General features: G+C 32.1%; 21 protein-coding genes and 1 tRNA gene. 12 read left to right on the forward strand and 10 right to left on the reverse strand.

What is annotated here, in order from left to right; translation table 11 throughout:
* Positions 1-3 precede the first annotated feature (3 nt).
* Both JJ842_09030 and JJ842_09035 read left to right on the forward strand, forming a co-directional pair.
* Positions 4-1,095, forward strand: a complete 1,092-nt coding sequence (locus JJ842_09030; protein ID MBO6972054.1) for an iron-containing alcohol dehydrogenase — start codon at positions 4-6, stop codon at positions 1,093-1,095.
* Between the two features lie 7 nt (positions 1,096-1,102).
* Positions 1,103-2,002, forward strand: a complete 900-nt coding sequence (locus tag JJ842_09035) for an alpha/beta hydrolase (protein ID MBO6972055.1) — start codon at positions 1,103-1,105, stop codon at positions 2,000-2,002.
* An 11-nt stretch (positions 2,003-2,013) separates the two neighbouring features.
* Here the strand turns inward: JJ842_09035 and JJ842_09040 are convergent, their stop codons facing one another.
* Together JJ842_09040 and JJ842_09045 are read right to left on the reverse strand one after the other, a co-directional pair.
* On the reverse strand, positions 2,014-2,871 hold the full coding sequence (locus JJ842_09040) for a phosphatidate cytidylyltransferase (protein MBO6972056.1): 858 nt from the start codon (positions 2,869-2,871) through the stop codon (positions 2,014-2,016).
* Between the two features lie 9 nt (positions 2,872-2,880).
* Positions 2,881-4,278 (reverse strand): aminotransferase class I/II-fold pyridoxal phosphate-dependent enzyme, encoded by a 1,398-nt coding sequence (locus JJ842_09045; GenBank protein MBO6972057.1) that lies wholly within the window; start codon positions 4,276-4,278, stop codon positions 2,881-2,883.
* 65 nt (positions 4,279-4,343) lie between these two features.
* Between JJ842_09045 and JJ842_09050 the strand changes: the two genes are divergently transcribed.
* Both JJ842_09050 and JJ842_09055 read left to right on the forward strand, forming a co-directional pair.
* Complete coding sequence (locus JJ842_09050) at positions 4,344-6,002, forward strand: AarF/ABC1/UbiB kinase family protein (GenBank protein ID MBO6972058.1); 1,659 nt, start codon at positions 4,344-4,346, stop codon at positions 6,000-6,002.
* 114 nt (positions 6,003-6,116) lie between these two features.
* Positions 6,117-6,611, forward strand: coding sequence for a helix-turn-helix domain-containing protein (locus JJ842_09055; protein MBO6972059.1), 495 nt, complete (start codon positions 6,117-6,119; stop codon positions 6,609-6,611).
* Positions 6,612-6,625: 14 nt separating this feature from the next.
* Here the strand turns inward: JJ842_09055 and malQ are convergent, their stop codons facing one another.
* Positions 6,626-8,146 (reverse strand): 4-alpha-glucanotransferase, encoded by a 1,521-nt coding sequence (gene malQ, locus JJ842_09060; GenBank protein ID MBO6972060.1) that lies wholly within the window; start codon positions 8,144-8,146, stop codon positions 6,626-6,628.
* 251 nt (positions 8,147-8,397) lie between these two features.
* On the opposite strand from malQ, the gene JJ842_09065 reads away from it, so the two are divergent.
* On the forward strand, positions 8,398-9,393 hold the full coding sequence (locus JJ842_09065; protein MBO6972061.1) for a ribose-phosphate pyrophosphokinase: 996 nt from the start codon (positions 8,398-8,400) through the stop codon (positions 9,391-9,393).
* A 9-nt stretch (positions 9,394-9,402) separates the two neighbouring features.
* Here JJ842_09065 and JJ842_09070 read toward each other — a convergent pair whose 3' ends face one another.
* Positions 9,403-9,843, reverse strand: a complete 441-nt coding sequence (locus JJ842_09070) for a Villin headpiece domain-containing protein (GenBank protein ID MBO6972062.1) — start codon at positions 9,841-9,843, stop codon at positions 9,403-9,405.
* A gap of 62 nt (positions 9,844-9,905) precedes the next feature.
* Positions 9,906-10,448 (reverse strand): hypothetical protein, encoded by a 543-nt coding sequence (locus tag JJ842_09075; protein MBO6972063.1) that lies wholly within the window; start codon positions 10,446-10,448, stop codon positions 9,906-9,908.
* Positions 10,449-10,554: 106 nt separating this feature from the next.
* Between JJ842_09075 and JJ842_09080 the strand changes: the two genes are divergently transcribed.
* Positions 10,555-11,673 carry a histidine kinase gene (locus JJ842_09080; protein ID MBO6972064.1) on the forward strand — a complete coding sequence of 373 codons (1,119 nt, stop codon included), beginning with the start codon at positions 10,555-10,557 and terminating at the stop codon, positions 11,671-11,673.
* Positions 11,674-11,715: 42 nt separating this feature from the next.
* Positions 11,716-11,788 (forward strand) — tRNA-Glu (locus JJ842_09085).
* Positions 11,789-11,805: 17 nt separating this feature from the next.
* Here the strand turns inward: JJ842_09085 and JJ842_09090 are convergent.
* Positions 11,806-12,342, reverse strand: coding sequence for an oligoketide cyclase (locus tag JJ842_09090; GenBank protein ID MBO6972065.1), 537 nt, complete (start codon positions 12,340-12,342; stop codon positions 11,806-11,808).
* A gap of 182 nt (positions 12,343-12,524) precedes the next feature.
* Here JJ842_09090 and JJ842_09095 point away from each other — a divergent pair, with 182 nt between their 5' ends.
* From JJ842_09095 to JJ842_09110, 4 genes are all read left to right on the forward strand, one after another.
* Positions 12,525-13,634, forward strand: coding sequence for a ferredoxin-NADP reductase (locus tag JJ842_09095; GenBank protein MBO6972066.1), 1,110 nt, complete (start codon positions 12,525-12,527; stop codon positions 13,632-13,634).
* 110 nt (positions 13,635-13,744) lie between these two features.
* On the forward strand, positions 13,745-15,268 hold the full coding sequence (locus JJ842_09100; GenBank protein ID MBO6972067.1) for a glucose-6-phosphate dehydrogenase: 1,524 nt from the start codon (positions 13,745-13,747) through the stop codon (positions 15,266-15,268).
* A 2-nt stretch (positions 15,269-15,270) separates the two neighbouring features.
* Positions 15,271-16,572, forward strand: a complete 1,302-nt coding sequence (locus tag JJ842_09105) for a glucose-6-phosphate dehydrogenase assembly protein OpcA (protein MBO6972068.1) — start codon at positions 15,271-15,273, stop codon at positions 16,570-16,572.
* 3 nt (positions 16,573-16,575) lie between these two features.
* Positions 16,576-17,967, forward strand: a complete 1,392-nt coding sequence (locus JJ842_09110; protein ID MBO6972069.1) for a cobyrinate a,c-diamide synthase — start codon at positions 16,576-16,578, stop codon at positions 17,965-17,967.
* On the opposite strand, the gene JJ842_09115 is transcribed toward JJ842_09110, so the two are convergent.
* From JJ842_09115 to folD, 3 genes are read right to left on the reverse strand one after another with little or no spacing between them, the layout of a single operon-like run.
* Complete coding sequence (locus tag JJ842_09115; protein ID MBO6972070.1) at positions 17,964-18,443, reverse strand: divergent PAP2 family protein; 480 nt, start codon at positions 18,441-18,443, stop codon at positions 17,964-17,966. The two genes, JJ842_09110 and JJ842_09115, sit on opposite strands and share 4 nt — an antisense overlap.
* 12 nt (positions 18,444-18,455) lie before the next feature.
* Positions 18,456-19,358: a polyprenyl synthetase family protein gene (locus JJ842_09120; protein MBO6972071.1), complete on the reverse strand. Its 903-nt coding sequence runs from the start codon at positions 19,356-19,358 to the stop codon at positions 18,456-18,458.
* 36 nt (positions 19,359-19,394) lie between these two features.
* Positions 19,395-20,291 carry a bifunctional methylenetetrahydrofolate dehydrogenase/methenyltetrahydrofolate cyclohydrolase FolD gene (gene folD, locus JJ842_09125; GenBank protein ID MBO6972072.1) on the reverse strand — a complete coding sequence of 299 codons (897 nt, stop codon included), beginning with the start codon at positions 20,289-20,291 and terminating at the stop codon, positions 19,395-19,397.
* Between the two features lie 74 nt (positions 20,292-20,365).
* On the opposite strand from folD, the gene JJ842_09130 reads away from it, so the two are divergent.
* Entirely contained in the window at positions 20,366-21,838 is a 1,473-nt protein-coding gene (locus JJ842_09130) for an HDIG domain-containing protein (protein MBO6972073.1), read from the forward strand.
* Between the two features lie 15 nt (positions 21,839-21,853).
* Here the strand turns inward: JJ842_09130 and JJ842_09135 are convergent, their stop codons facing one another.
* Entirely contained in the window at positions 21,854-22,246 is a 393-nt protein-coding gene (locus tag JJ842_09135) for a hypothetical protein (GenBank protein MBO6972074.1), read from the reverse strand.
* Positions 22,247-22,311 lie beyond the last annotated feature (65 nt).

Consider the following 22,311-nt stretch of genomic DNA (forward strand, 5'->3'; position numbering starts at 1 on the left):
AATATGCAGTTAATATCTCCAGAAATTATTTTTAGGGGGAATGAAGCTTGGGAAAAATCTTTATCGCAGATTACTAGGTTCACAAAAAGTCCATTAATCTTAGGTAGAAGTATCAATACACATAATCTGAGAAATAAAATTTTTAGAGATCTGAAAAATCAAAAATTAAATGTTAGTTCTGCTAATTTACAATTTGATTGTTGTTATGAAGATATCTCTAGAGTTAAAAGTATCATTTTAGAGAATAATCATGATTCAGTTATTGCTGCAGGTGGAGGCAAAGTTCTTGATACTGGCAAATTTGTAGCAGATTGTCTAAATATTCCTTGTATTACTGTGCCTCTTAGCGCCTCTACCTGCGCAGGTTGGACAGCTTTATCTAATATTTACACTGAAAATGGCAAATTCGTTAAGGATGTTATGTTGGGTTCTTGTCCAAAAGTATTAGTCTACGATCTCAATTTTATTCAAACAGCTCCATCTAGAACTCTTGCAAGTGGAATAGCAGATGCTTTGGCAAAATGGTACGAATCCTCAATAACAAGTTCTACAATAGATGATGGTCTTGTTCAGCAAGCGATCCAGATATCGAGAGTATTGAGAGATCAATTATTGATAGATGGAGGGAAAGCATTTAAGGGTGAATTTGAGAATAATTCTTCTTGGAGAAATACTGTAGAAGCATGTGGACTTACAGCAGGATTAATAGGAGGTATTGGAGGACAAAAGTGTAGAACGGCTGCGGCACATGCTATCCATAATGCAATCACTCAGATAATCACCCCAAATAAGTTTCTTCATGGTGAGATTGTTGGAGTTGGTTTGCTATTGCAATTAAGACTTGAAGAAATGAAAAATAATAATAAACTAGCAGATCAATCAATTAATCAATTGTTGAAATTAATGAAAGAATTGAATTTGCCAACCTCCATTGCTCAATTAGGTATAAATGTATTTGAAAATCAAAATTTATTTAAAATTGCAGAGTTTACTTGTAGAGATGAATCTGAGATTCACTTCTTACCTTTTGATATTACTAAACAAGATATCGTTGAACTTATTGCGAATTTCGAACAACAAAAAATTAAAATTTAATCTATCTTTGTCTAAAACTCATTTCGAAAAACTTTGTAATTTAAATATTAAATTTTTTGAGAATGCCAAAAATTCACTCTTGGACCCATCAGGTGTTTATTTAGCAAATGATGTTAAGTGGATAAAGCTCAATCAAAAATGGAACTCTTTGAAATTTCCAGTTGTTATTGGAGGAAAAGGTCAACCTATCCTTCTTTTGCATGGCTTTGATAGTAGTTTTTTAGAGTTCAGAAGAATATATCAATCGTTAAAAAGAAATTTTAAAGTAATTATTCCAGACCTTTTAGGTTTTGGTTTTAGTCCAAGGTGCGCGACTAATGAATACACCCCCTCGAAAATAATTTCTTATTTAAGTGATATTCTTGAGACCTTGCGAATAACAAAAAATCTAAAAATTATTGGTGCATCTATGGGAGGCTCAACAGCTTTAAAACTTTCTTTTGAGATCCCTTACTCTATTGATAAAATTATACTTTTATCTCCCGCTGGATTGTTTGGAGAACCTAAGAGTATACCTTTCCCTCTTAACCAAATAGGGGCATCATTTCTAGGATTGCAGCAAGTCAGAAAAAGTCTTTGTAGGCAAGCATTTGCCTTCCCAGATGAATGCGTCGGGGAAATGGAAGAGCAAATTGCTTCACTTCATTTAGGTTGCAATGGATGGAGGAGTTCACTTGCATCATTTGCAAAAAGTGGAGGGTTTGCAGGAACACAGAAATATATTCAAAATATCCCAATCAAAGCAGTATGTGGAGAAAATGATCGCATTCTTGGAAAAAAAGAGATTAAAAACATAAGAAAAATTGATAAATTAAATTTTATAGGGTTGCAAAATTGTGGTCATCTACCTCATGTCGATTTACCATCATTGTCTAGCAAAATTATTCAAGATTATTTTTTGGAATAAAAATTTCATAATTAATTTAGATACTTTAGGATTATGAAAATGTAATACAAAACAGATGGAGTAAAAATGTAGCTGTCAATTCTGTCAAGGATGCCTCCATGCCCTGGTAAAAAAGTTCCCGAATCTTTTATTTTTGCATCTCTCTTCATCATAGATTCAATTAAATCCCCTACTAAAGCCATAAGGGAAATTAAAATTCCATATAAAATTCCAACTACTAGTGGATTTTCCCAATTAAGTAAAAATGCGAAAAATATCGCTAATAAAATTGAACAGGATATTCCCCCAATTAAACCTTCTATTGTTTTGCTCGGAGATATTGGAGAAAGAGGTTTTTTACCAAATGACTTCCCAACGAAATAAGAACCAATATCACTAGCTACAATTAAGAAACAAGAGGTTAATGTTAAATGAAGACCTGAAGTATTGGACAAGCTTTCAAATGAAATAAAGCCTTGATTTGAAGTTATTATCACTGACTCTAATTCCCTTAACTTAATCCAGTAACTAGGCAAAAAACCTAAATAGAATAAACCAAAAATTGAAGCTGCAATATCGGAAATTGTTCCAGGCTTTGGTTGCAATAGTAACCATGTGCATATTATGACTGAACAGATAGGTAAAATTGAATTAGATATTTCTCCTTCAATCAACCCTTTGGCCTCAAGATAAGTAGAAATTATAATAATGAAAGATGAAAATAATGTGGTTTTAGTAGCTGGTTTTATTCCTTTAAATTCAGCCATCCTAAAAAATTCTAATAATGCTAAATAAGTAAGTAATGCTGTTGCTAATGTAAAAAACCATCCCCCTAACAAAACAACAATTAAACCAAATATTCCTATAAGTAATCCGCTTCTCAATCTCATATCAAATTTCTATGTTTTTATCACTCTTATATTAAAATTTAACAGATCTTTGTTGAATAAACTTTGATTATTTATCCAATTAAATTTATCGAGATCAATTTTTTCTCCAGGAACTATTAGAGGTATTCCAGGAGGATAAGGGCAAATAATATCTCCGGATATTTTATTTAATGATTGTGAAAAAGGAATACTCCGAGTCTCACTTTGCCAAGCAACTCCAATTTGAATTTCGGGAGCTTCAACTAAGTTAAATGGAGATTTTAATACTTTAAGAGTGTCTGATTTTTTTGAATTTAATAGTAATTTATTCCACAACTTTAAAAATAAATTAAGAAAATCTTTTTGATTCGCAAACCCTAAGCAAAAGGTTAGAGTCATCATTTCTGGTAATTCAGCAATAAGACCATTTTTATAAAAAAATTTATCAGCAGTGAAACCATCAATTCCAACCTTGGACGTATTCAATACTATTTTTAAGGGATCTTGGGTTTCTATGAGAGGAATATTCTTTTGGATTAATTTTTTGTAGATACTTTTTGCCTCTGAAATTCTTTTTTGATATTTTGATAAACTTTTTTTATTAAGCCAGTCTTTAATAGACTCTTCACAAGAAGAAAGTAATAATGAACTTGGACTAGTAGTTTGCAACAAATTAATACTTTTGATTAAATTTTGCTCATTTACTAGATTCCCTTTGTACCAGAGTGCAGCAGTTTGAGTTAAACCATTTAGAGACTTATGTAATGAGTGAACGACTAAATCAGCGTTTGAAACTAAAGCGGATTTTGGTAGGTTAAGGTTTTCACAAAAAAGAAAATGAGAGCCATGAGCTTCATCAACTAAAACCGGTAAATTTTTTTGATGACAAAGATCTATTAAAGGCCCTAAATCTCCCGCGTAACCATGATAAGAGGGACTTACAAGAATTACACCTACAATATTTTTTTCACTAAAATTAATTTTTTTAAATACATTTTTCAACCAGTTTTTTGTGATTGGTTTGTAATGACCGTTTTCTGATGAAAAATCTAGGTCAAAGAACATTGGTTGTATGTTCTGCATCGCACATATTTTTATAACACTTATGTGGACATTTCTAGGCATCAGTATAGTCTCGCCAGAATTTGCCATTGCAATCACAGCTGATTGTATTAATCCAGAGGCTCCATTAACTCCAAAAAAACATCTTTTCGCCCTAAATTTCGCAGAGAATTCTCTTTGGGCTTTGGCAATTAATCCGTTCTGGGATAGAGGTGAACCTATTTCTGGTAGTTCCGGTAAGTCCCAATACCCAGGTTTGTTTTTTAATAATTTCACTAATTTTTTGGGTAAAGCTGCCCCCCTATTATGAGAGGGAAAGAAAAGCGACTTTGAAAACTTTTTAGTTAGAAAAGAAGAAATGCTCATAAAGTATTATTGACATATATAGAATGGAATAATTAAGAATCCCTCTTCGGTATTTTTTAACTTTAATGACAAGGTCTTATTCGCAATACTCAGCAAAAAATAACTTAATTTGGTTGATTTTGAGACCATGGATTTTTATCCCAAGAGTTTTATATATCCTTTTAACTTTTATTTTTCTTTTTTTAAGAATACTTTTTCAAGGTAACAGTAAAAACAAAAATGTACAAAAAAATCTCTCAAAATATCTTTTTGATGTAATAACAGATTTAGGACCTTGTTTTATAAAATTGGGGCAGGCACTCTCAACTAGACCGGATCTTGTTAGACAAGATTGGCTTACAGAACTTACAAACTTACAGGATAATCTCCCAGCCTTTGATCATAAAGTTGCTTTAAAAATTATTGAAGAGGAACTTGGAGCGCCACCTAATGAATTGTTTGATGATTTCCCAGAGAGTCCTATTGCTTCTGCAAGCTTAGGTCAGGTTTATAAAACAAAAACAAAAAACAATAATTATGTAGCTGTAAAAGTACAAAGACCAAATTTACACTTTCTCATAAGAAGGGATGTTGTGATATTAAGGTTTTTATCAACTTTTTTATCACCATTTCTACCATTAAATATTGGTGTGGGAATTGGAGAAATAATAGATGAATTTGGCAAGGCACTTTTTGATGAAATTGACTATGAAAAAGAGGGTGAAAATGCTTTAAAGTTTGCAAATTTATTCAAAGACAACCCAAATATTTTTATCCCTAAATTTGAAAAGCAATTTTCATCAAAGAGAATTATTACAACCTCTTGGATTGATGGATTCAAGTTAAGAGATAGGACTTTATTGGAGGAAAATAACTTAATACCTTCCTCTTTTATAAAAACTTGTGTAATCAGTGGTCTTCAGCAATTGTTTGAATATGGATATTTTCATGCCGACCCACATCCTGGGAACATGTTTGCTCTTAAAGGCGGAAATGCTGATTATGGAAATTTAGCTTATGTAGATTTCGGAATGATGGATACAATTACAAATACTGATAGAATTACTCTAATTAAGGCGATTGTTCACATAATAAATGATGAATATTATCTTCTCGCAAAAGATTTTCAAAAATTAGGTTTTTTAACCAAAGAACAAGATCTTCAAAAACTTGTTGAACCATTAAAAGAAGTTTTAGGGGGATCATTTGGTGCTGAAGTTGGAAATTTTAATCTTAAAAATGTGACTGATAAATTCTCAAAACTAATGTATTCATATCCATTTAGAGTGCCAAGTAGGTTTGCATTAATTATAAGAGCAGTTGTGAGTCAGGAGGGTTTAGCACTCAGACTAGATCCTGAATTTAAAATTTTAAAAATTGCATATCCTTATATAGCTAAAAAATTACTTACCGATAATTCTGAGGAGATTTTAGAAATTCTTTTGGAAGTTGTTTTTGATAAAAAAGGTAGAATTCAATTAGAAAAGGTAGAAAGTTTATTAAATATATTGTTTAAAGATTCTGAAAATATTAATTCAGACCTCATACCGGTTGCGAATGCAGGATTAAAGTTAATTGTGAGTAATAAAGGATCAGAAGTTAGGAAGAATCTTCTTTTAAGCCTCATAAAAGATGACAAACTAGAGTTAACTGATGCAAAAAAACTTTTAAGTTTAATTAGAGATACATTTAGCCCTTTGAATATTGCGAAAAGTGCAGTTCAGAATATTATTTCTCCAGCTTAGTTTTTATATTTACTACTAATAAATTTACTTATAAATTTAAAAGCATTAAAATTAGATATAGTGCTTTCTCTTTAAATTGAGTATTCCAATAATTAATGAAAGTGGAGGTATGGAATGAATATTTTTAAAAATCTTTTTACGTTAAAAAAAAAAGCTGTCCTTGATAAGGAAGTAAATCATGGATTTGTTGATCAGTATGGAGAAATTGCAAGGTTAGTAAAAGAAGCGAGAATCAAAAAAAATTTAACAATTCAAGAATTGTCAGGTATTTCAAAAATTCCTGAACAAACAATAATTTCTATTGAAAAAAATAACAATAAAACTAGACCAAAGTATCCATTTATAAGATCAATATTAATTAAATTAGAAGAATGCTTAGGATTAAAAAAAAGCACATTAGAAAAATTAGCAAATAGAGAAGGAGAAACTTCTAGGAAAGAAAACAATGATTTTATTGTCAACAAATTCGATCTTATAAATACTTGGCAGGGAACCCTTTTGTATTTTTTTATATTAGTTTTAACTGTGTTTATATTGAAGAGATATTTTATTTTGAATGTAAATGTTATAGAGATTCAAAATATTGAAAACAAAATCATGGATAAATAAACTTCAAAAAGTTCCTATTTCCTGGTTCTCCCAAAACTATTTCCTAGATCACTGAACCTCTTAAGATGGTCTTCTATTTCTCCTAAAGGCCGATTTAACTTCCATTTCCAGTTATTTTTAATAGTACCAGGTATGTTTAATCTGCTTGAGTCATCTAGAGACAAAATATCTTGGATTGGAGCAATAAAGAGATTGGCCTTTGTTTCCATGCCTATTTTTATTAAACTCCAAGAAGGATCTTTAGAGAATTTATACTCATCTTTTATTCGTTTTTTGGCGTTATTTTCTAAACATTCCCACCATGAGACGCAAGTGGAGTTGTCATGAGTACCTGTATAAACTACCCAATTTTCCCCTTCAATATTCCTAGGTAAATAAGGGTTGTCTTCGTTCCCATCAAAAGCGAATTGTAATATTTTCATTCCTGGAAGTTCAAAATTTTCCCTTAATTTTTCTACATCAGGTGTTATTACTCCCAAATCCTCTGCAATTATTGGTAAGAAGTCAGTCCCTAAATCAATTTTTAGTTTATTTAAAAGTGTTTTCCCTGGAGAATTTATCCATCTGCCAGCAATTGCTGTTTTAGAATTTCCATTAACTCGCCAGTAACCAGATAAACCTCTGAAATGATCTAATCTCAATAAGTCAACAAGTTCAAATTGCCTTTTAAATCTTCTTCTCCACCAATCGAAATTAGTACTCTTATGTTTGGACCAAAAGTAAGTTGGAGTTCCCCATAACTGTCCTGTCGATGAAAAATAATCAGGAGGCACACCACTTTGAAAGATTAAATCTCCATTTTTCAAAATTGAAAATAGTGATTTATTACTCCATACATCTGCGCTGTCCCTAGAAACATAAAAGGGCAGATCTCCAATTAACTTGACATCATATGATTTTGCAAATTTTTTAATAGCACTCCATTGCTCATCTAAATGCCACTGTATTAATTTATTAACGAGTATCTTTTCACTTTTTGTATTAATCCATGATTTTAAAAATTCGTTATTTTTAATTTTAAATTTTTTAGGCCATTGCCACCAAGGCAACATATTAAATTCCTCTCTGATAACAACAAATAATGCATAATCTTCAACCCAAGAATTCTTTCTAATCCATTTATAAAAATCAATTTTTCTTTTTTCAGGTTGGGAATCCCAACCTTGTAAAAGGAGTTGACCTAATTTTTTTGTTAAGTCATCAGCAAGATCAAAATCAAAATGATTCTTATCATGATTTGTCTTTCCTAATTCTTCTAGATTAGAAATGAAGATAAAATCTTTTTCGATTAAGTAATCTATATCAAGAAACCATGGGTTTAGAGCAAAACTTGAAGGTGAACTATATGGAGACCCAGTAGAGTCAGTTGGTGTGAGAGGTAAAAATTGCCAGTATTTGACCCCATGCTTATGAAGCTTTTTTATCCACTCTTTAGCTCCTCTACCAAAAGTTCCACATACTCTTCCTCCTGGTATACATGAAGGATGCATAAGTACGCCTAATGATTTATTTGGAAGAACTTTTTGAATTGACATTTTTTAATAATATTTTGATTCTTTACAATTAAATTGTTATTAATTCTCCAGATCTAAACATATACATATTTTTATTAATTGACAAATAATTATCCGAGTGTTTTGTGAAAATTAAAGATAAATCCGATTTTTTCCAATTTATTTTTAATTTTGCTTAAGAGATGTCACTTTTGAGAAGATCTAGTTATTATCTTTTGCGAAATTCACATAAACGACTACGATAAGGATATAGTTTTTATAGTGCTAATTTCGTGACAAGTTTCATCACGGCAGTGCAGAATAAAGAATCAAATTTTAATCTAACTAACAGTAGATTAAGGCTGGTAAGTGGAACATCAAATCCTAAATTAGCTGATGAAATTGCTGCTTACTTAGGGATTAAGAATGTACCACTGATATCCAAAAGATTTGCGGATGGAGAGCTTTATGTTCAGATTCAGCAATCCATTAGAGGTTGTGATGTATTTCTCATACAACCCACATGCGCTCCTGTGAATGATAGTTTGATGGAACTTATGATTATGGTTGATGCTTGTAAGAGGGCCTCTGCCAGACAAATAACAGCCGTAATCCCTTATTTTGGATATGCAAGGGCAGATAGAAAGACTTCTGGAAGAGAATCTATAACTGCAAAACTTACTGCTAATCTACTAGAGAAATCAGGAGTGGATAGAGTCCTTGCTATGGATTTACATTCAGCTCAAATACAAGGTTATTTTGATATTCCCTGCGATCATATTTATGGCTCTCCTGTATTGATTGATTACTTAGAAACTTTAAATTTAAAGGAAGTTGTAGTTGTCTCTCCAGACGTAGGTGGAGTAGCTAGAGCGAGAGCATTTGCAAAATTAATGAAAGATGCTCCATTGGCTATAATTGATAAAAGGAGATCAGCTCATAATACAGCCGAAAGCTTAACAGTCATAGGAGAAGTTAAAGGAAAAACCGCTATTCTCATAGATGACATGATAGACACAGGTGGAACAATTTGTTCTGGAGCTAATTTATTAAAGAAAGAGGGTGCTAAAAGTATATTTGCATGTGCCTCACACGCTGTATTCTCCCCTCCTTCCTATGAAAGATTAAGTGCAAAAGATTTATTCGAACAGGTTATTGTAACTAACAGTATTCCGGTTCTTGTTAAAGATAATTTCCCACAATTAAAAGTCCTTTCTGTAGCAAATATGCTAGGTGAAGCTATCTGGAGAATTCATGAAGAGAGCTCCGTCAGTTCAATGTTCAGATAAATATAAAGGTTATTTTTTAGTTTTATTAATTAGTTCCTTCAATCTTTTTTCATAATCATTTTTTATTTTCTTTGGAATGCTCTCAGGACAAATATTTAGAGCACTCCCAACTATCTGAAATGTTCCTGAATTATATAATCTTTTTTCGTTAATTTTTTCTTTTCCTAATTCCTTAATAACGCCGCCATGCTTGCCAATTATTACATTCGCAAAAGTAGCGCTCGCGATACCAAGGCCTTTATTAAAATCTACTTCAGCTTTAGAGGCTATACAAAGATATGATGCCCCCATTTGTCGATATAAGAAAAGATCTTTTTCAGTAGCTGCTACTAAATTTTTTTCAGCTTTAATTGGTTGAGTAATTAAATTAATCTCAAAAAGTGTAAAGGGTATTAAAATGCTGGTTCCTATAAAAAGAAGAAATCTTTTTGAATAAAAATTAATACCCATTAAATAACAATATTTACCTTAAGATAACATTTCTGATTTTAATATTTATTAATGAATTGAACTTATTTAATAATTTTTATTTCGTGATGATTCTCTACTATTCTTAAATTGTTTTTATTCCATGAATATATAACCCTAAATCTGTAATTGTCGGAATCTACCAGTCTTGTATGTTCAATAATATACCAATCTTCATAAGTAGATTCAAAAATCATTTCGTGTTCATCGACTTGTTTAATATTTGATATTCCTTCAACATTACTTAAATAAAAATTTTCCCTAACAAGTTGATGTCCTCTTAAGACTGCTTGCATTTCCCCTTGTTCTTTGTATTGCGGATTTTCGTCAAAGAAATTATATTTTTTTTCTGGATACCAAGAAAATTTATAGTTAGATTCCCACTCTGATTTATTCTCGAGAGCTTGAATTTCAATATTCATACATAAATTATAAGTTTTTTTCCCTTCATCAAGAAAATACGTTCTATTAGATTTCCAAAGTCCAATATTTCTAGAAAACCACCTTTTTAAATTACTATTTAAATTAATTTCTGGAGAATTATTTTCACCAAAATTTAGGTTTTTCTTTTGATTAATAACTACCATTTATAAATATGTCCTCTTTATTTCATAGCTTATCTGTAGAATAAATATAAATATCTTAATGTGTTCATAAGGATTAACAGCTTTTCAACACTTCAGGGTGAATCATTTGAATGATAAAAAAGAGCTAAAGTTAATACTCATAGCAGCTAGAAATCAACTTTCTAGCGCTGATATAAAGTCTTTACTAGCTTATTTAGAATCAGATGATTGTAAATTTGAAATATCTCTTCAGATTTCAGAACCTACAGAGCAGCCTGAATTACTTGAATTGCATAGATTAGTAGCAATTCCGGCTCTTATAAAAGTTTCTCCAGCTCCAAAGCAAATATTTGCTGGAAGTAATATTTTTTCTCAACTACAGAAATGGTTGCCGAGGTGGACACAAGAGGGCTTAACAAAAAATCTAGGAATTAATTTACAACCATCTAAAATTGATTCAACAAGAACTCAAAAAGAATTTCTTCTTGAAGACGAACTTCTTGTTTTAAGACAAGAAAATGAGACCTTAACGAAAAGAATAGAATCGCAAGAGAGATTATTAAGAATGGTCGCGCACGAATTAAGAACCCCCTTAACAGCCGCCACTTTGGCAGTTCAGAGTCAAAAACTTGGACAAATAAATATTGCAAAATTGCAAGAGGTCATTAAAAGACGGTTAGAAGAGATTGAACTCTTATCTCAAGACCTTTTAGAGGTTGGAACAACCAAATGGGAAGCGTTATTTAATCCTCAGAAAATTGATTTGGGTAGTATTAGTGCTGAAGTAATACTTGAATTAGAGAAATTTTGGAGAATAAGGAATATTGAAATTGATACTGATATTCCATCAGACCTGCCAGATGTATTCGCAGATCAAAGAAGAATGAGGCAAGTATTTTTAAATTTAATTGAAAATGCAATTAAATTTTCTGAAGACGCAGGGTCTATAAAAATTACAATGATTCACAAAACGAATCAATGGGTAGAAATAACAATTTGTGACAAAGGTGCAGGTATTCCTTTGAGCGAACAAAAAAGAATTTTTCTTGATAGAGTCAGGCTTCCACAGACTTCTGAAGGTACTTCAGGATTTGGGATTGGGTTATCTGTATGTAGGAGAATAGTGCAAGTACATGGGGGAAGAATATGGGTGGTATCTGAAATTGGTGTAGGCTCATGCTTCCATTTTACTGTTCCTGTGTGGCAAGGACAAAACAAAGAGCAACAATACTTGACGAAAGGCTAGGCTTACTCTTAATTTTTAATAAGCTGTTATGCTGATTCCTGTGGCCCCATCGTCTAGAGGCCTAGGACACCTCCCTTTCACGGAGGCGACAGGGGTTCGAATCCCCTTGGGGCTATTATTAAAATTTTTAAACTAATTTTTTGAGGATTTAGCTTGTCTATCTACGGCAATTAAATTTTCAGAAAGATCCTTTTTCAGCCTTTTCTCTATCATTCCTATAGGCATCCACTGACACCCTTGAACAGTTAGATCGTAAATTAATGAATTTTTTGAAGTATCCTTAATTTTTTGAATTTTCCAACTTCCTTCAAATTTTCTGAAATCTCCTTTAATTAAATCAAATTTTAAAAGGCCAAGCTCCTTATCTTCAAATAAATCGATAGTTACTTCAGCTGAAAATTTCATTCCAAGAAAATCCTGAGCCCCAACTTGTTTTAAATGTACATTATTGTTTTTTTGATATATTTTTTTACTCGACAATAGATTGGGTATGTAAAGATTTAGCCGATCATAGTCTGTTAAAACATTCCACAATGAATCAAAACTTGCAGAAGTTGTAAGTTGAGCTGCAAGTCTTCTTGTTCCGCCAGAAAGCTTTTCCATCGTTTGCTCAATTGTCCTGTAATCAATAGTTTTAGAATGATGTACTGATTCTTGAGGATTATTCATAAACGAATTTTTTAATTAGATAAAAAATTATTTCTGTGTAACTATACTGATAAAAACAATAAATACTGAAAAATAAAAATAATTCTATTAAATTATTCCGATCTCAAAACGTAACCATTTTTGTAAAATAACAACAAATTAAACTACAAATTGATAATCTTTTATATATAGAAAACTAAAAAATGTACTCACAATCAACAGTTATCGCAGGTGGCTTAGCTCATATACCAGTAGTAATAGGAGTTTTTTCTTTTATTCAAAAATTTTTTAGTAAAAGAGCCTCAAACTTCCCGCAAGGTACAGAACTAAAAAAATCACCTGTAAAACCTGTTGAACAAAAATCAGCTCCTAAACCGTCCCCTGTCGCAAAGGTAGAAAGTAATACTGTAGTTAAGAAGAAACATGCTGATGTACCAGTAAATATCTATAGACCAAAAACACCCTATGTAGGCACAGTAATTGAAAACTATAGTCTTCTTAAAGATGGAGCTATTGGTAGAGTTAATCACATAACCTTCGACCTGAAAGATAGTGATCCATTCTTAAATTATGTTGAGGGTCAAAGTATTGGTATCATGCCTGCTGGAGAAGATTCAAATGGAAAGCCTCATAAATTAAGACTTTACTCAATAGCTAGTACTAGACACGGAGATGATTTTAAAGGTAATACTGTTTCTCTTTGTGTTAGACAGCTACAGTACGAAAAAGATGGAGAAACTATAAACGGTGTTTGTTCCACTTACTTATGCGATATTAAGCCAGGAGATAAAGTAAAAATTACAGGTCCTGTTGGTAAAGAGATGCTTCTACCAGACGAAGAGGATGCAAATATAGTTATGTTGGCGACTGGAACTGGGATAGCTCCCATGAGAGCCTACCTGAGAAGAATGTTCGAAGCAACTGAAAAAGAAAAAAATAAATGGAATTTTAAAGGTAAAGCTTGGCTATTTATGGGCGCCCCAAAATCAGCTAATTTGTTATACGAGGAAGATCTTCAAAGATATCTTACTGATTACCCAGATAATTTCAAATATACTAAAGCTATTAGCCGTGAGCAGCAAAATACAAAAGGAGGAAGAATGTATATTCAAGACAGAGTTTTGGAGTCAGCGAACGAACTTTTCAACATGATTGAAGACGAGAAGACACATATATACCTTTGTGGTTTAAAAGGTATGGAGCCAGGAATAGATGAAGCCATGTCAAAGGCGGCTGAAGAAAAAGGATTAAACTGGTCAGAATTAAGACCTCAACTTAAAAAAGCGGGTAGATGGCATGTAGAAACTTACTAATATTTTTTTATTTAGATTCAGGTTTAACTTACTAAATACTTTTTGGTTTAGACACAATATGTAGCTAATTTTAGAAAAAAATAGGATTTTAAAATAAGAATACTAAAAAGATGCACTCAACTTTAAGTAATCCTCTAAGATTAGGTTTACGACAGGAAAGAGTAATTTTTCCTCAATGCTTAGTAATATTTGGTGCTAGTGGAGACCTTACTCATAGAAAATTAATACCAGCCTTATTTGAACTCTATTTGCAAAGAAGAATTCCTAGTGAATTTGGAATCATTGGTTGTGCGAGAAGACCTTGGACTGATAATGAGTTTAGAGAAAAGATGAAAGTAAAGCTATCTAATCAAATAGCTGGAAAAGAAAGGGAGTGGGAACAATTTTCTAATTATCTTTTCTATGAACCAGTTGATTTACAACAAAGTGATCATGTCGTACGGCTTTCTAAAAGATTAAATGAAATTGATAAAACACAAGCTACTCATGGGAATAGAACATTTTATTTATCAGTTTCTCCTAATTTCTATGCAAGTGGATGTAAAGCTCTTAAAGCAGCTGGCCTCTTAGATGACCCTAAGAAAAGTCGTTTAGTGATTGAAAAACCTTTTGGAAGAGATTATTCAAGTGCAAAAAAATTAAATAAGATAGTTCAAAGTTGTGCTGAAGAAAGTCAGATTTATAGGATTGATCATTATTTAGGTAAAGAGACGGTTCAAAATATTCTTGTTTTAAGGTTTGCGAACACTATTTTTGAACCAATATGGAACAGAAATTATATATCAAGTATTCAAATTACTTCATCTGAAACAGTAGGTGTTGAAGATCGAGCAGGTTATTACGAAAGCTCTGGTGCTTTAAGAGATATGCTTCAAAATCATATGACTCAAATGCTTGCTGTTACTGCTATGGAACCTCCTGGGAAATTTGAACCAGAAGCAATAAGAAATGAAAAAGCTAAGGTTCTTCAAGCTTCAAAACTTGCTGACGAAAATGAACCTTGGAATTGTTGCATAAGAGGTCAATATGGAGAAGGAGGAAACATCTCAAATCGACTCAAAGGTTATAGGCAGGAAGATGGGGTTAATTGTAATAGCACAACAGAAACTTATATCGCGACAAAAGTTTTCGTTGATAACTGGCGTTGGCAAGGGGTTCCTTTTTACTTGAGAACAGGAAAAAGATTACCTAAAAGGCTTGGAGAAATAGTCCTAACTTTTAAGGATGTTCCTGTCCATTTATTTGAATCGACAATAATTAATCCTGCCCCAAATCAACTTATCCTTAGAATTCAGCCAAATGAAGGTGCTACTTTCAAGTTTGAAGTAAAATCTCCTGGCTCTGGAATGAAATCCAGACCTGTTGAGATGGAGTTTTCTTACGATGAATCATTTGGTGAACCCTCAGATGAAGGCTATGTAAGATTATTAGCTGATGCAATGCTTTCTGACCCAACCTTATTTACTAGAAGTGATGAAGTCGAGGCTGCCTGGAAACTTTATACGCCATTAATAGAATTGATGGATAATTCCCCTTGGAAGTTACCTATTTATAATTATGAATCTATGACTTGGGGACCTCCTGAGTCGGATCAATTACTTTCAAAAGATAATATTTTCTGGCGCAGACCTTAAAAATGAGACCTCAATTAACACTTCAAACCCCATTAGAGCTGCCTTATCAGGAAATTTCTAATTATCTTAACAAATTATGGATTTCAGAAGATAAAGATAATACTGGAGCTAATACTTTTACATTAATGGTCTGGCAGCCTTCTTGGTTAGAACAATGTTTGGTTCAAAAAGGATTAGTAAATGGGCCAATTACTGGAAATTTAAGTCCAGAGATAATTGAAATTGCTAAAAAATTTATATTAGATCAAGGACTTCCTATCAGTACTGCCCTCAACAGTGAAGAATTATTGAATTTATTGAAGGAAAATTTTTCCAATAAAGACGTTGAAGACTTTAGAGGACAATTTTTTGAATCATCAATAAGTACATTGAATCCAAGAAGATTAATAACTCTAGCTCCAACGTTAAATAAGAATCCAGATATCAAAACTTTTGTGTCAGCTTACTGTCCATTAAGTGATACTCCAGATACACAATCTATATGTGGTGATTTAGTTGTAATTAGAGGGGACTCAGCCTCAATATCCAATAAAGGATTAAAAATAATTGATGAATTATCTATTGATAAATTACCTTCTTGGTTGTGGTGGAATGGAAGCTTGGATGAATCCCCTGAAATTTTCGAATATTTTACTGATTATGGTCTAAGGTTAATAATTGATAGTGCTTTTGGATCACCTAATAGATGTCTAAAAGTTTTAGATCAATTAAATAATTCAAATAAGGCTATTAATGATTTAAATTGGGTTAGGTTGAAAAATTGGAGGGAGTCATTAGCAATGATTTTTGATCCGCCTTCGAGGAGACCAATTTTAGATCATATTACTGATATTGATATTGATATTGCAGGAGATCATGTTATTCAAGCTTTGTTTTTGATCTCATGGATTTGCGATAAACTTGGTTGGTCTTTTCTAAGAGTTGAAAGGCATACAGAATCAACAAAAATAGAGTTTGAAAGGATTAATGGCGAAATAATTTCTGCATCAATTAAACCCCTATCTTTGGGAAATCCAAGTATTCATTCAGGACAAGTTGTTGGATTGAGGTTGATTTCAAAAATTAGCGAGGTTCAAAAAAATAATACTTGTGTAATTCTTGGTTGTGAATCAGTGGAATGTATGAGACTTGAAGCAGGGGGAATGGCTAATATGGAATTGATAGAACAAGTTGTTCCAAATTCTTTTTCCACATCAGAGCATGATGTTAGTAAATTATTGGGAAGTAGTAGAGGTCATACAAGTCCTCTTTTTGAAAACTCTATTAAAATAGCTCTTCAAATATTTAATGGTTTTAAAAACTAATAAATGCCTTGTGTAATATCTTCTCCTTCAACTGATAGTGGGAAAACTACATTATCGCTTTTGATATCTTGCTGGGCGTTCTCTAAAGGGATAAAGATACAAACTTTTAAGGTAGGCCCAGATTATCTTGATCAACAACAGCTTAGTTCTATTGGCCAACCTATTTGTAGGAATTTAGATATTTTTTTAAGTGGTGAGGAATGGGTCCAAGAAAGTTTTTTAAAACATTCTTTGCAATATGAATTCTCATTAATTGAAGGAGCAATGGGTCTATTTGATGGGTTAGGGTCAACGACCTATTCCAGCACAGCAAATATCTCTAAACTTCTCAATGTTCCAGTAATCTTTATTGTTAATGCAAGAGGTCAAGTTGCTTCTCTTTTAGCGACTGTTCGAGGTTTTAGAGAATTCGATAGTGAGTTGTCAATAGTAGGAATTATATTTAACAACGTTAATTCAGATAGACATAAAAAATTAATCGAAGAAGTTTTTAAAAATGAAGATATAGAAATTCTTGGTTTTTTACCATCAGATTCAAAAATAACTTTAGACAAAGCTAATTTAGGATTGATTTCTCCATTGGATAATGGTAAAGAAATTGATGTTGAATATTTTGCGGATTTCGCTGAAAGAAATCTTGATGTATTTTCTCTAATTAAATTCCTAAAATCTCCTCAACAAAAAATACTTAATTCTGTCAGTTTTGAAGATTTAAAAATTGATAAAAGTAAACCTATTGCAATTGCAGAAGATAAAATCTTTCATTTTCAATACCCCGAAACTAAGGAGTTTTTGAGTGAAATAGGAATTCCATTGATTTCATGGAGTATTTTTGATAATGAAGAAATACCTAGTGAGGCTTCTTCTTTAATTATTCCAGGGGGATTCCCTGAAAAATACGCTTATCACATTAGTAACTCAATAAAAAGCTTAAATTCGTTAAGGAAATTCCGCAAAAATGGATTTATATATGCAGAGTGTGGAGGGATGATGATTTTAGGAGACTTTATAAAAGATGAAAATGGTAATAATCATAAAATGAGTGGTATCCTGCCTTTTAGATCAAAAAAAAGTAAACTTTCAGTAGGTTATAGATATATTGAGGGTTTAAAAGATACTCCGATCATTAAACAAAATCAATTAATTAGAGGACATGAATTTCATTATTGGGAAATTGAAAATTATTTATCTGAACATGATTTAAGAAAAGCTGAACATCAGAAGAAAATTTCTTCCCCATGGAAAATTAAATCTTGGAAAACTGAATACAAAAATGAAGGCTTTTTTGATGATAAATTACATGCAAGTTGGATTCATTTACATTTGCCAAGTTCTCCAGAAGTTGCAAAAAACTTTTTAGATGCCACCCAAATTAGTTTTTCAAAAGATTCTTAATTCATTATCAAATCAAATATTTTGAGAGGGGAACCTAAAAAAAACATTCCAGGCAAAGTAATTAATGGTCCTAAAAAACTCCCCACTATGACTTCAACTTTTGTATGCCCAAGGGTTTCTTTTAAAAATAATTCAGATTGAGGGTCTAGTTTTTTTGATATTTTATTGATTTCTGCAGCTTGTATTCCAGCTGATTTTCGAACGCCACTAGCGTCATACATAACTATTAGTGCTACAGCAACCGATAATGCGAATAATGAGCTATCAAATCCCAACTCATAACCTATACCAGATGCAGCACCAGTTATTAAGGCGGAATGACTTGAAGGCATACCACCTGTTTCAAACATAATTCCGAATCTTAACGTTCCTGTAGAAAAGAAATTAAATATGATCTTAAAAAATTGAGCTAATAAACAAGCTAATAAACTCCAGAAAAGAACAGAATTATTAAAAAAGGAAATAAACTCAGACATAAATTTAATTTTTTATCTATCTCTATTCGTAATAAAGTCAGCTAGGGATATTAAATACTTTGCATCTGGACCCCAAGGTTCAATTGCCTTTTTTGCTTTTTCTACTAAATCAATAGCTCTTTTCTTTGACTCTTCCATTCCAAGTAATTTTGGATATGTAGTTTTGTCAGCTAAAAGATCTTTACCTGCGGTTTTCCCAAGTGTTTCACTGCTTGAAGTCAAATCGAGGATATCATCTATGATTTGAAATGCTAACCCTATCCCCTCTGCATATATTGTTAGAGCTTGTAATAATTTTTCATTAGCTCCTGCTATCATCGCACCTGTTCTTACGCAGGCTTTTAATAAAGCTCCAGTTTTATGAAGATGTATATATTCGAGTGTTTCAAGGTCAACTTCTTTGCCTTCACACTCTAAATCAACAACTTGCCCCCCTACGAGGCCGGGTGCACCAGCAACTAAGGATAGTTCACCAACTACATTTAATAATCTAGTGGGATCGACTCCAGGGCTTCTTAAAGAAACCATTTCAAAAGCCCTGGTTAATAATGCATCGCCAGCAAGAATAGCTATCGCATCTCCATAAACTTTATGATTTGTTGGCCGTCCTCTTCTCAAGTCATCATTGTCCATCGCTGGTAAATCATCATGAATCAAGGACATGGTATGAATCATCTCTATCGCTACTGCAGTAGGAACAGCTAGCGATGGTTCTCCTCCAGCTAGTGAACAAGATGCTAAACATAAAATTGGACGTATTCTTTTCCCTCCAGCTAAAAGTGAATATCTCATTGATTCTCTTAGTATTTCTGGATTCTCAGGGCCTAGGGAGAAATCAAGTGCTTCTTCTACGACCTTTTTTGTGTCTTGGAGATATTTTTCGAAATCAGGAATATTTTTTATAACTTCATTCATTTTATATCTTTAGTAATAATTTTTTCATCTTTGGATTTATGGCAATAGGTCATTAAGAGTTGATGATAAACCAAATTGTTTTTGCCAGCTGGAAATAGTATTTACCAGTAACATTGTTACAGTCATTGGTCCAACACCTCCAGGCACAGGTGTGTAAGCAAATACTTTAGGAATAACATCTTCTAATAATACATCTCCACATAATCGGGTTTTATTTTTGTCGGAACTTTTTAATCTATGTATTCCAACATCAATAATTACTGCTCCCTCCTTCACAAAACTAGAGTCAATGAGATTAGGTTTTCCTGCAGCAGCGATTAGTATGTCAGCTTCTTTACAGACTTTATTTAAATTTAATGTTTTTGAATGAGTCATTGTTACAGTGCCATTTAGATTTAATAACATCAGTGATAAAGGCTTCCCAACTAGTAAACTTCTTCCAATAACAACAATTTTCTTACCTTCAATTGAAATATTTTGGGATCTTAGTAAATTAATAATTCCTGCAGGTGTACAAGATCTCATTGCTGGCTCATTTTTAACTAATTTACCAATGTTTTTTTCATTTAATCCATCAACATCTTTGCTTGGATTGATAAAACTAATTAATCTTTGCTCATCAAACTTTTTTGCGATGGGCAGTTGTAGCAACATTCCATCAATCGTATTGTCAAAGTTAAGTTTGTTTATTAATTCTTCAACTTCTTTTTGTTCTACATTTTCTTTTAGGTGAAAGATAAAGCTTTTAATTCCAACTCTTGAACATGCTTTTTCCTTATTCTTAACATAAACACCACTTGCTGGGTCCTCCCCTATTCTTATTACGGCTAAACCGGGAGCTCTTTTTGCAATTTTTTGATTACTAGAAATATAGTTAATTAATTTTTCCTCAATTTCAAGAGATAATTTTTTACCATCTAATTTTAATGACATTTAGAAAAACATCTCCCTTTTACACCTAGCATGCCTATAATCTTAAATTAATCAAATAGATTTATTCATATTCTGTGCAAAACATTACAACTTCCTTAAAAAAATTGTTTTATCTATGGAGGAGAAGTCAAGTTCCAATAAAACGATTAATTGCAATTTCAAAAATTGACAATCTTATAATTTTTCTAATATGCATTTTAATTTCAATAATTTCTTCTTACAAATTACTTTTAACATCACCTTTAGACCTTTCAGCCTTCTATTCTTGGTTATTGACTTTTACTGAAGTACTAATAAGTTCTGGAATTTTAATATTAGTTTCCAAAAAGGAGAATCCTAAAATTACTTCAAGACAAATTATCTTGATCATAACTCTTCTTTTAACTGTGCAGGCTACGAAATTAGTTTTTGCCTCAAACATAAGTACACTATCAATCCTTATTCCACCTGCTTTAGTAATATCTCAAGGGATGGGGAGTATCACGGCTTTGGCTTGGGTATCAATAGCCAGCATTAGTTGGCCTGACCCATCAATAACTATAAACAATAATTTATTCTTTATTTCTTTAATTTGTGCCTCAGTAGTATCTGTACTTGGAGGAAGAATTAGAAGTAGAGCACAGTTGCTCCAATTATCTATTTTTGTCCCCACAGGAGCTTTTTTAAGTCAATGGATATTGATAGGTAAAGATAAAATATTTCTCATTGAAAACCAAGAATTTGTTTTTGCTAATAGTAATATTTTTTCAGATTCCTTTTTATTAGCAATAGTAATGCTTTTCACAATATTATTCATACCTATTTTTGAATCATTATTTGGACTTTTAACTAAAGCAAGATTATTGGAATTAGCTGATAAAGAGAAACCTCTTATAAGAAGATTGTCTCTTGAGGCTCCTGGTACTTTTGAGCATACCTTACTAATCTGTGGATTAGCAGAGGAAGCTACAAGGATGATTGGGGGTGACATTGACCTTATTAAGACAGGAGCGCTATATCATGATGTTGGTAAATTGCATGCACCTAATTGGTTTATTGAAAATCAGGATGGCTCAAAGAATCCACATGACGAATTAGATGATCCCATCAAAAGTGCGGAGGTATTACAGGCTCATGTTGATGAAGGATTAAAATATGCTAGAAAAAACAGATTACCTCAATCCATTGCTAATTTCATTCCAGAACATCAAGGCACTCTGAAAATGGGATATTTTTTTCAAAAAGCCAAAGAAAAAAATCTCGCTATTAATGAAAATAATTTTAGATACAAAGGGCCTATTCCTCAGTCAAAAGAAACAGCTATTTTAATGCTTGCAGATGGATGTGAAGCAGCATTAAGAGCTATGAATATTTATGCTTCAGATATTGAAGCTTTAGAAACGATATCAAAAATTATTCATTCACGACAAGAAGATGGACAATTAGATGACAGTAATTTATCCAAGGGAGAAATTTTTCTAATCAAAAGGGCGTTTTTGAGTGTATGGAAAAGAATTAGACATAGAAGAATCCAGTATCCAACTAGTAAGAATAATACTTTTTCATAAAACTCTCCAAATAATTTATAGCCTTATACTTCTTCTATGTTTTGGATTACACCAATACAAAAGAGCTAACGTGCTTAATAATGTTGTTAAAAGAGTAATACCACCAATTCCAAAAATATCTTGAAGAGTTATTAGCCTTACAACTGAATAAGGGCCCATTCCAGAAATAACCATTGACAAGGATACAAGAGTTAAAGTTACTCCCCATTTTCTCTCCGCTAAAAGAGCAGCCGAAGAAACTATTCCAACTATTGCAGCAGGCCAGCCAAGGCTTATGGCGAGTGTTATATTCGCAACTCTTAATGGCGGTCCAAAACTTATTATCAATGCGATTATTGGAAGTGCGATTATATTGCTGATTAATCCAAGCCATGAAAGTGCCCAATATCCAATTAATCTTTCTCTCATTATTTACATCTTTATACTTAAATTAATCTACATTATTCTGTGTATATTTTTAAGGCTGCTTAATA

Origin of the sequence: Prochlorococcus marinus CUG1433 (genome assembly GCA_017644425.1) — a bacterium.
Taxonomy (GTDB): Bacteria; Cyanobacteriota; Cyanobacteriia; order PCC-6307; family Cyanobiaceae; genus Prochlorococcus_A; species Prochlorococcus_A marinus_U.

Excerpts from the sequence above, each read along its gene's own strand:
- JJ842_09135 (MBO6972074.1), bottom strand. The coding sequence starts at position 22,246 with ATGAGAGAAAGATTAATTGGATATTGGGCACTTTCATGGCTTGGATTA.
- JJ842_09045 (MBO6972057.1), bottom strand. The coding sequence starts at position 4,278 with ATGAGCATTTCTTCTTTTCTAACTAAAAAGTTTTCAAAGTCGCTTTTC.
- JJ842_09050 (MBO6972058.1), top strand. The coding sequence starts at position 4,344 with ATGACAAGGTCTTATTCGCAATACTCAGCAAAAAATAACTTAATTTGG.
- folD (MBO6972072.1), bottom strand. The coding sequence starts at position 20,291 with ATGTCATTAAAATTAGATGGTAAAAAATTATCTCTTGAAATTGAGGAA.
- JJ842_09090 (MBO6972065.1), bottom strand. The coding sequence starts at position 12,342 with ATGAATAATCCTCAAGAATCAGTACATCATTCTAAAACTATTGATTAC.
- JJ842_09075 (MBO6972063.1), bottom strand. The coding sequence starts at position 10,448 with ATGGTAGTTATTAATCAAAAGAAAAACCTAAATTTTGGTGAAAATAAT.
- JJ842_09030 (MBO6972054.1), top strand. The coding sequence starts at position 4 with ATGCAGTTAATATCTCCAGAAATTATTTTTAGGGGGAATGAAGCTTGG.
- JJ842_09070 (MBO6972062.1), bottom strand. The coding sequence starts at position 9,843 with ATGGGTATTAATTTTTATTCAAAAAGATTTCTTCTTTTTATAGGAACC.
- JJ842_09110 (MBO6972069.1), top strand. The coding sequence starts at position 16,576 with ATGCCTTGTGTAATATCTTCTCCTTCAACTGATAGTGGGAAAACTACA.
- JJ842_09055 (MBO6972059.1), top strand. The coding sequence starts at position 6,117 with ATGAATATTTTTAAAAATCTTTTTACGTTAAAAAAAAAAGCTGTCCTT.
- JJ842_09095 (MBO6972066.1), top strand. The coding sequence starts at position 12,525 with ATGTACTCACAATCAACAGTTATCGCAGGTGGCTTAGCTCATATACCA.
- JJ842_09040 (MBO6972056.1), bottom strand. The coding sequence starts at position 2,871 with ATGAGATTGAGAAGCGGATTACTTATAGGAATATTTGGTTTAATTGTT.
- JJ842_09120 (MBO6972071.1), bottom strand. The coding sequence starts at position 19,358 with ATGAATGAAGTTATAAAAAATATTCCTGATTTCGAAAAATATCTCCAA.
- malQ (MBO6972060.1), bottom strand. The coding sequence starts at position 8,146 with ATGTCAATTCAAAAAGTTCTTCCAAATAAATCATTAGGCGTACTTATG.
- JJ842_09100 (MBO6972067.1), top strand. The coding sequence starts at position 13,745 with ATGCACTCAACTTTAAGTAATCCTCTAAGATTAGGTTTACGACAGGAA.
- JJ842_09105 (MBO6972068.1), top strand. The coding sequence starts at position 15,271 with ATGAGACCTCAATTAACACTTCAAACCCCATTAGAGCTGCCTTATCAG.
- JJ842_09115 (MBO6972070.1), bottom strand. The coding sequence starts at position 18,443 with ATGTCTGAGTTTATTTCCTTTTTTAATAATTCTGTTCTTTTCTGGAGT.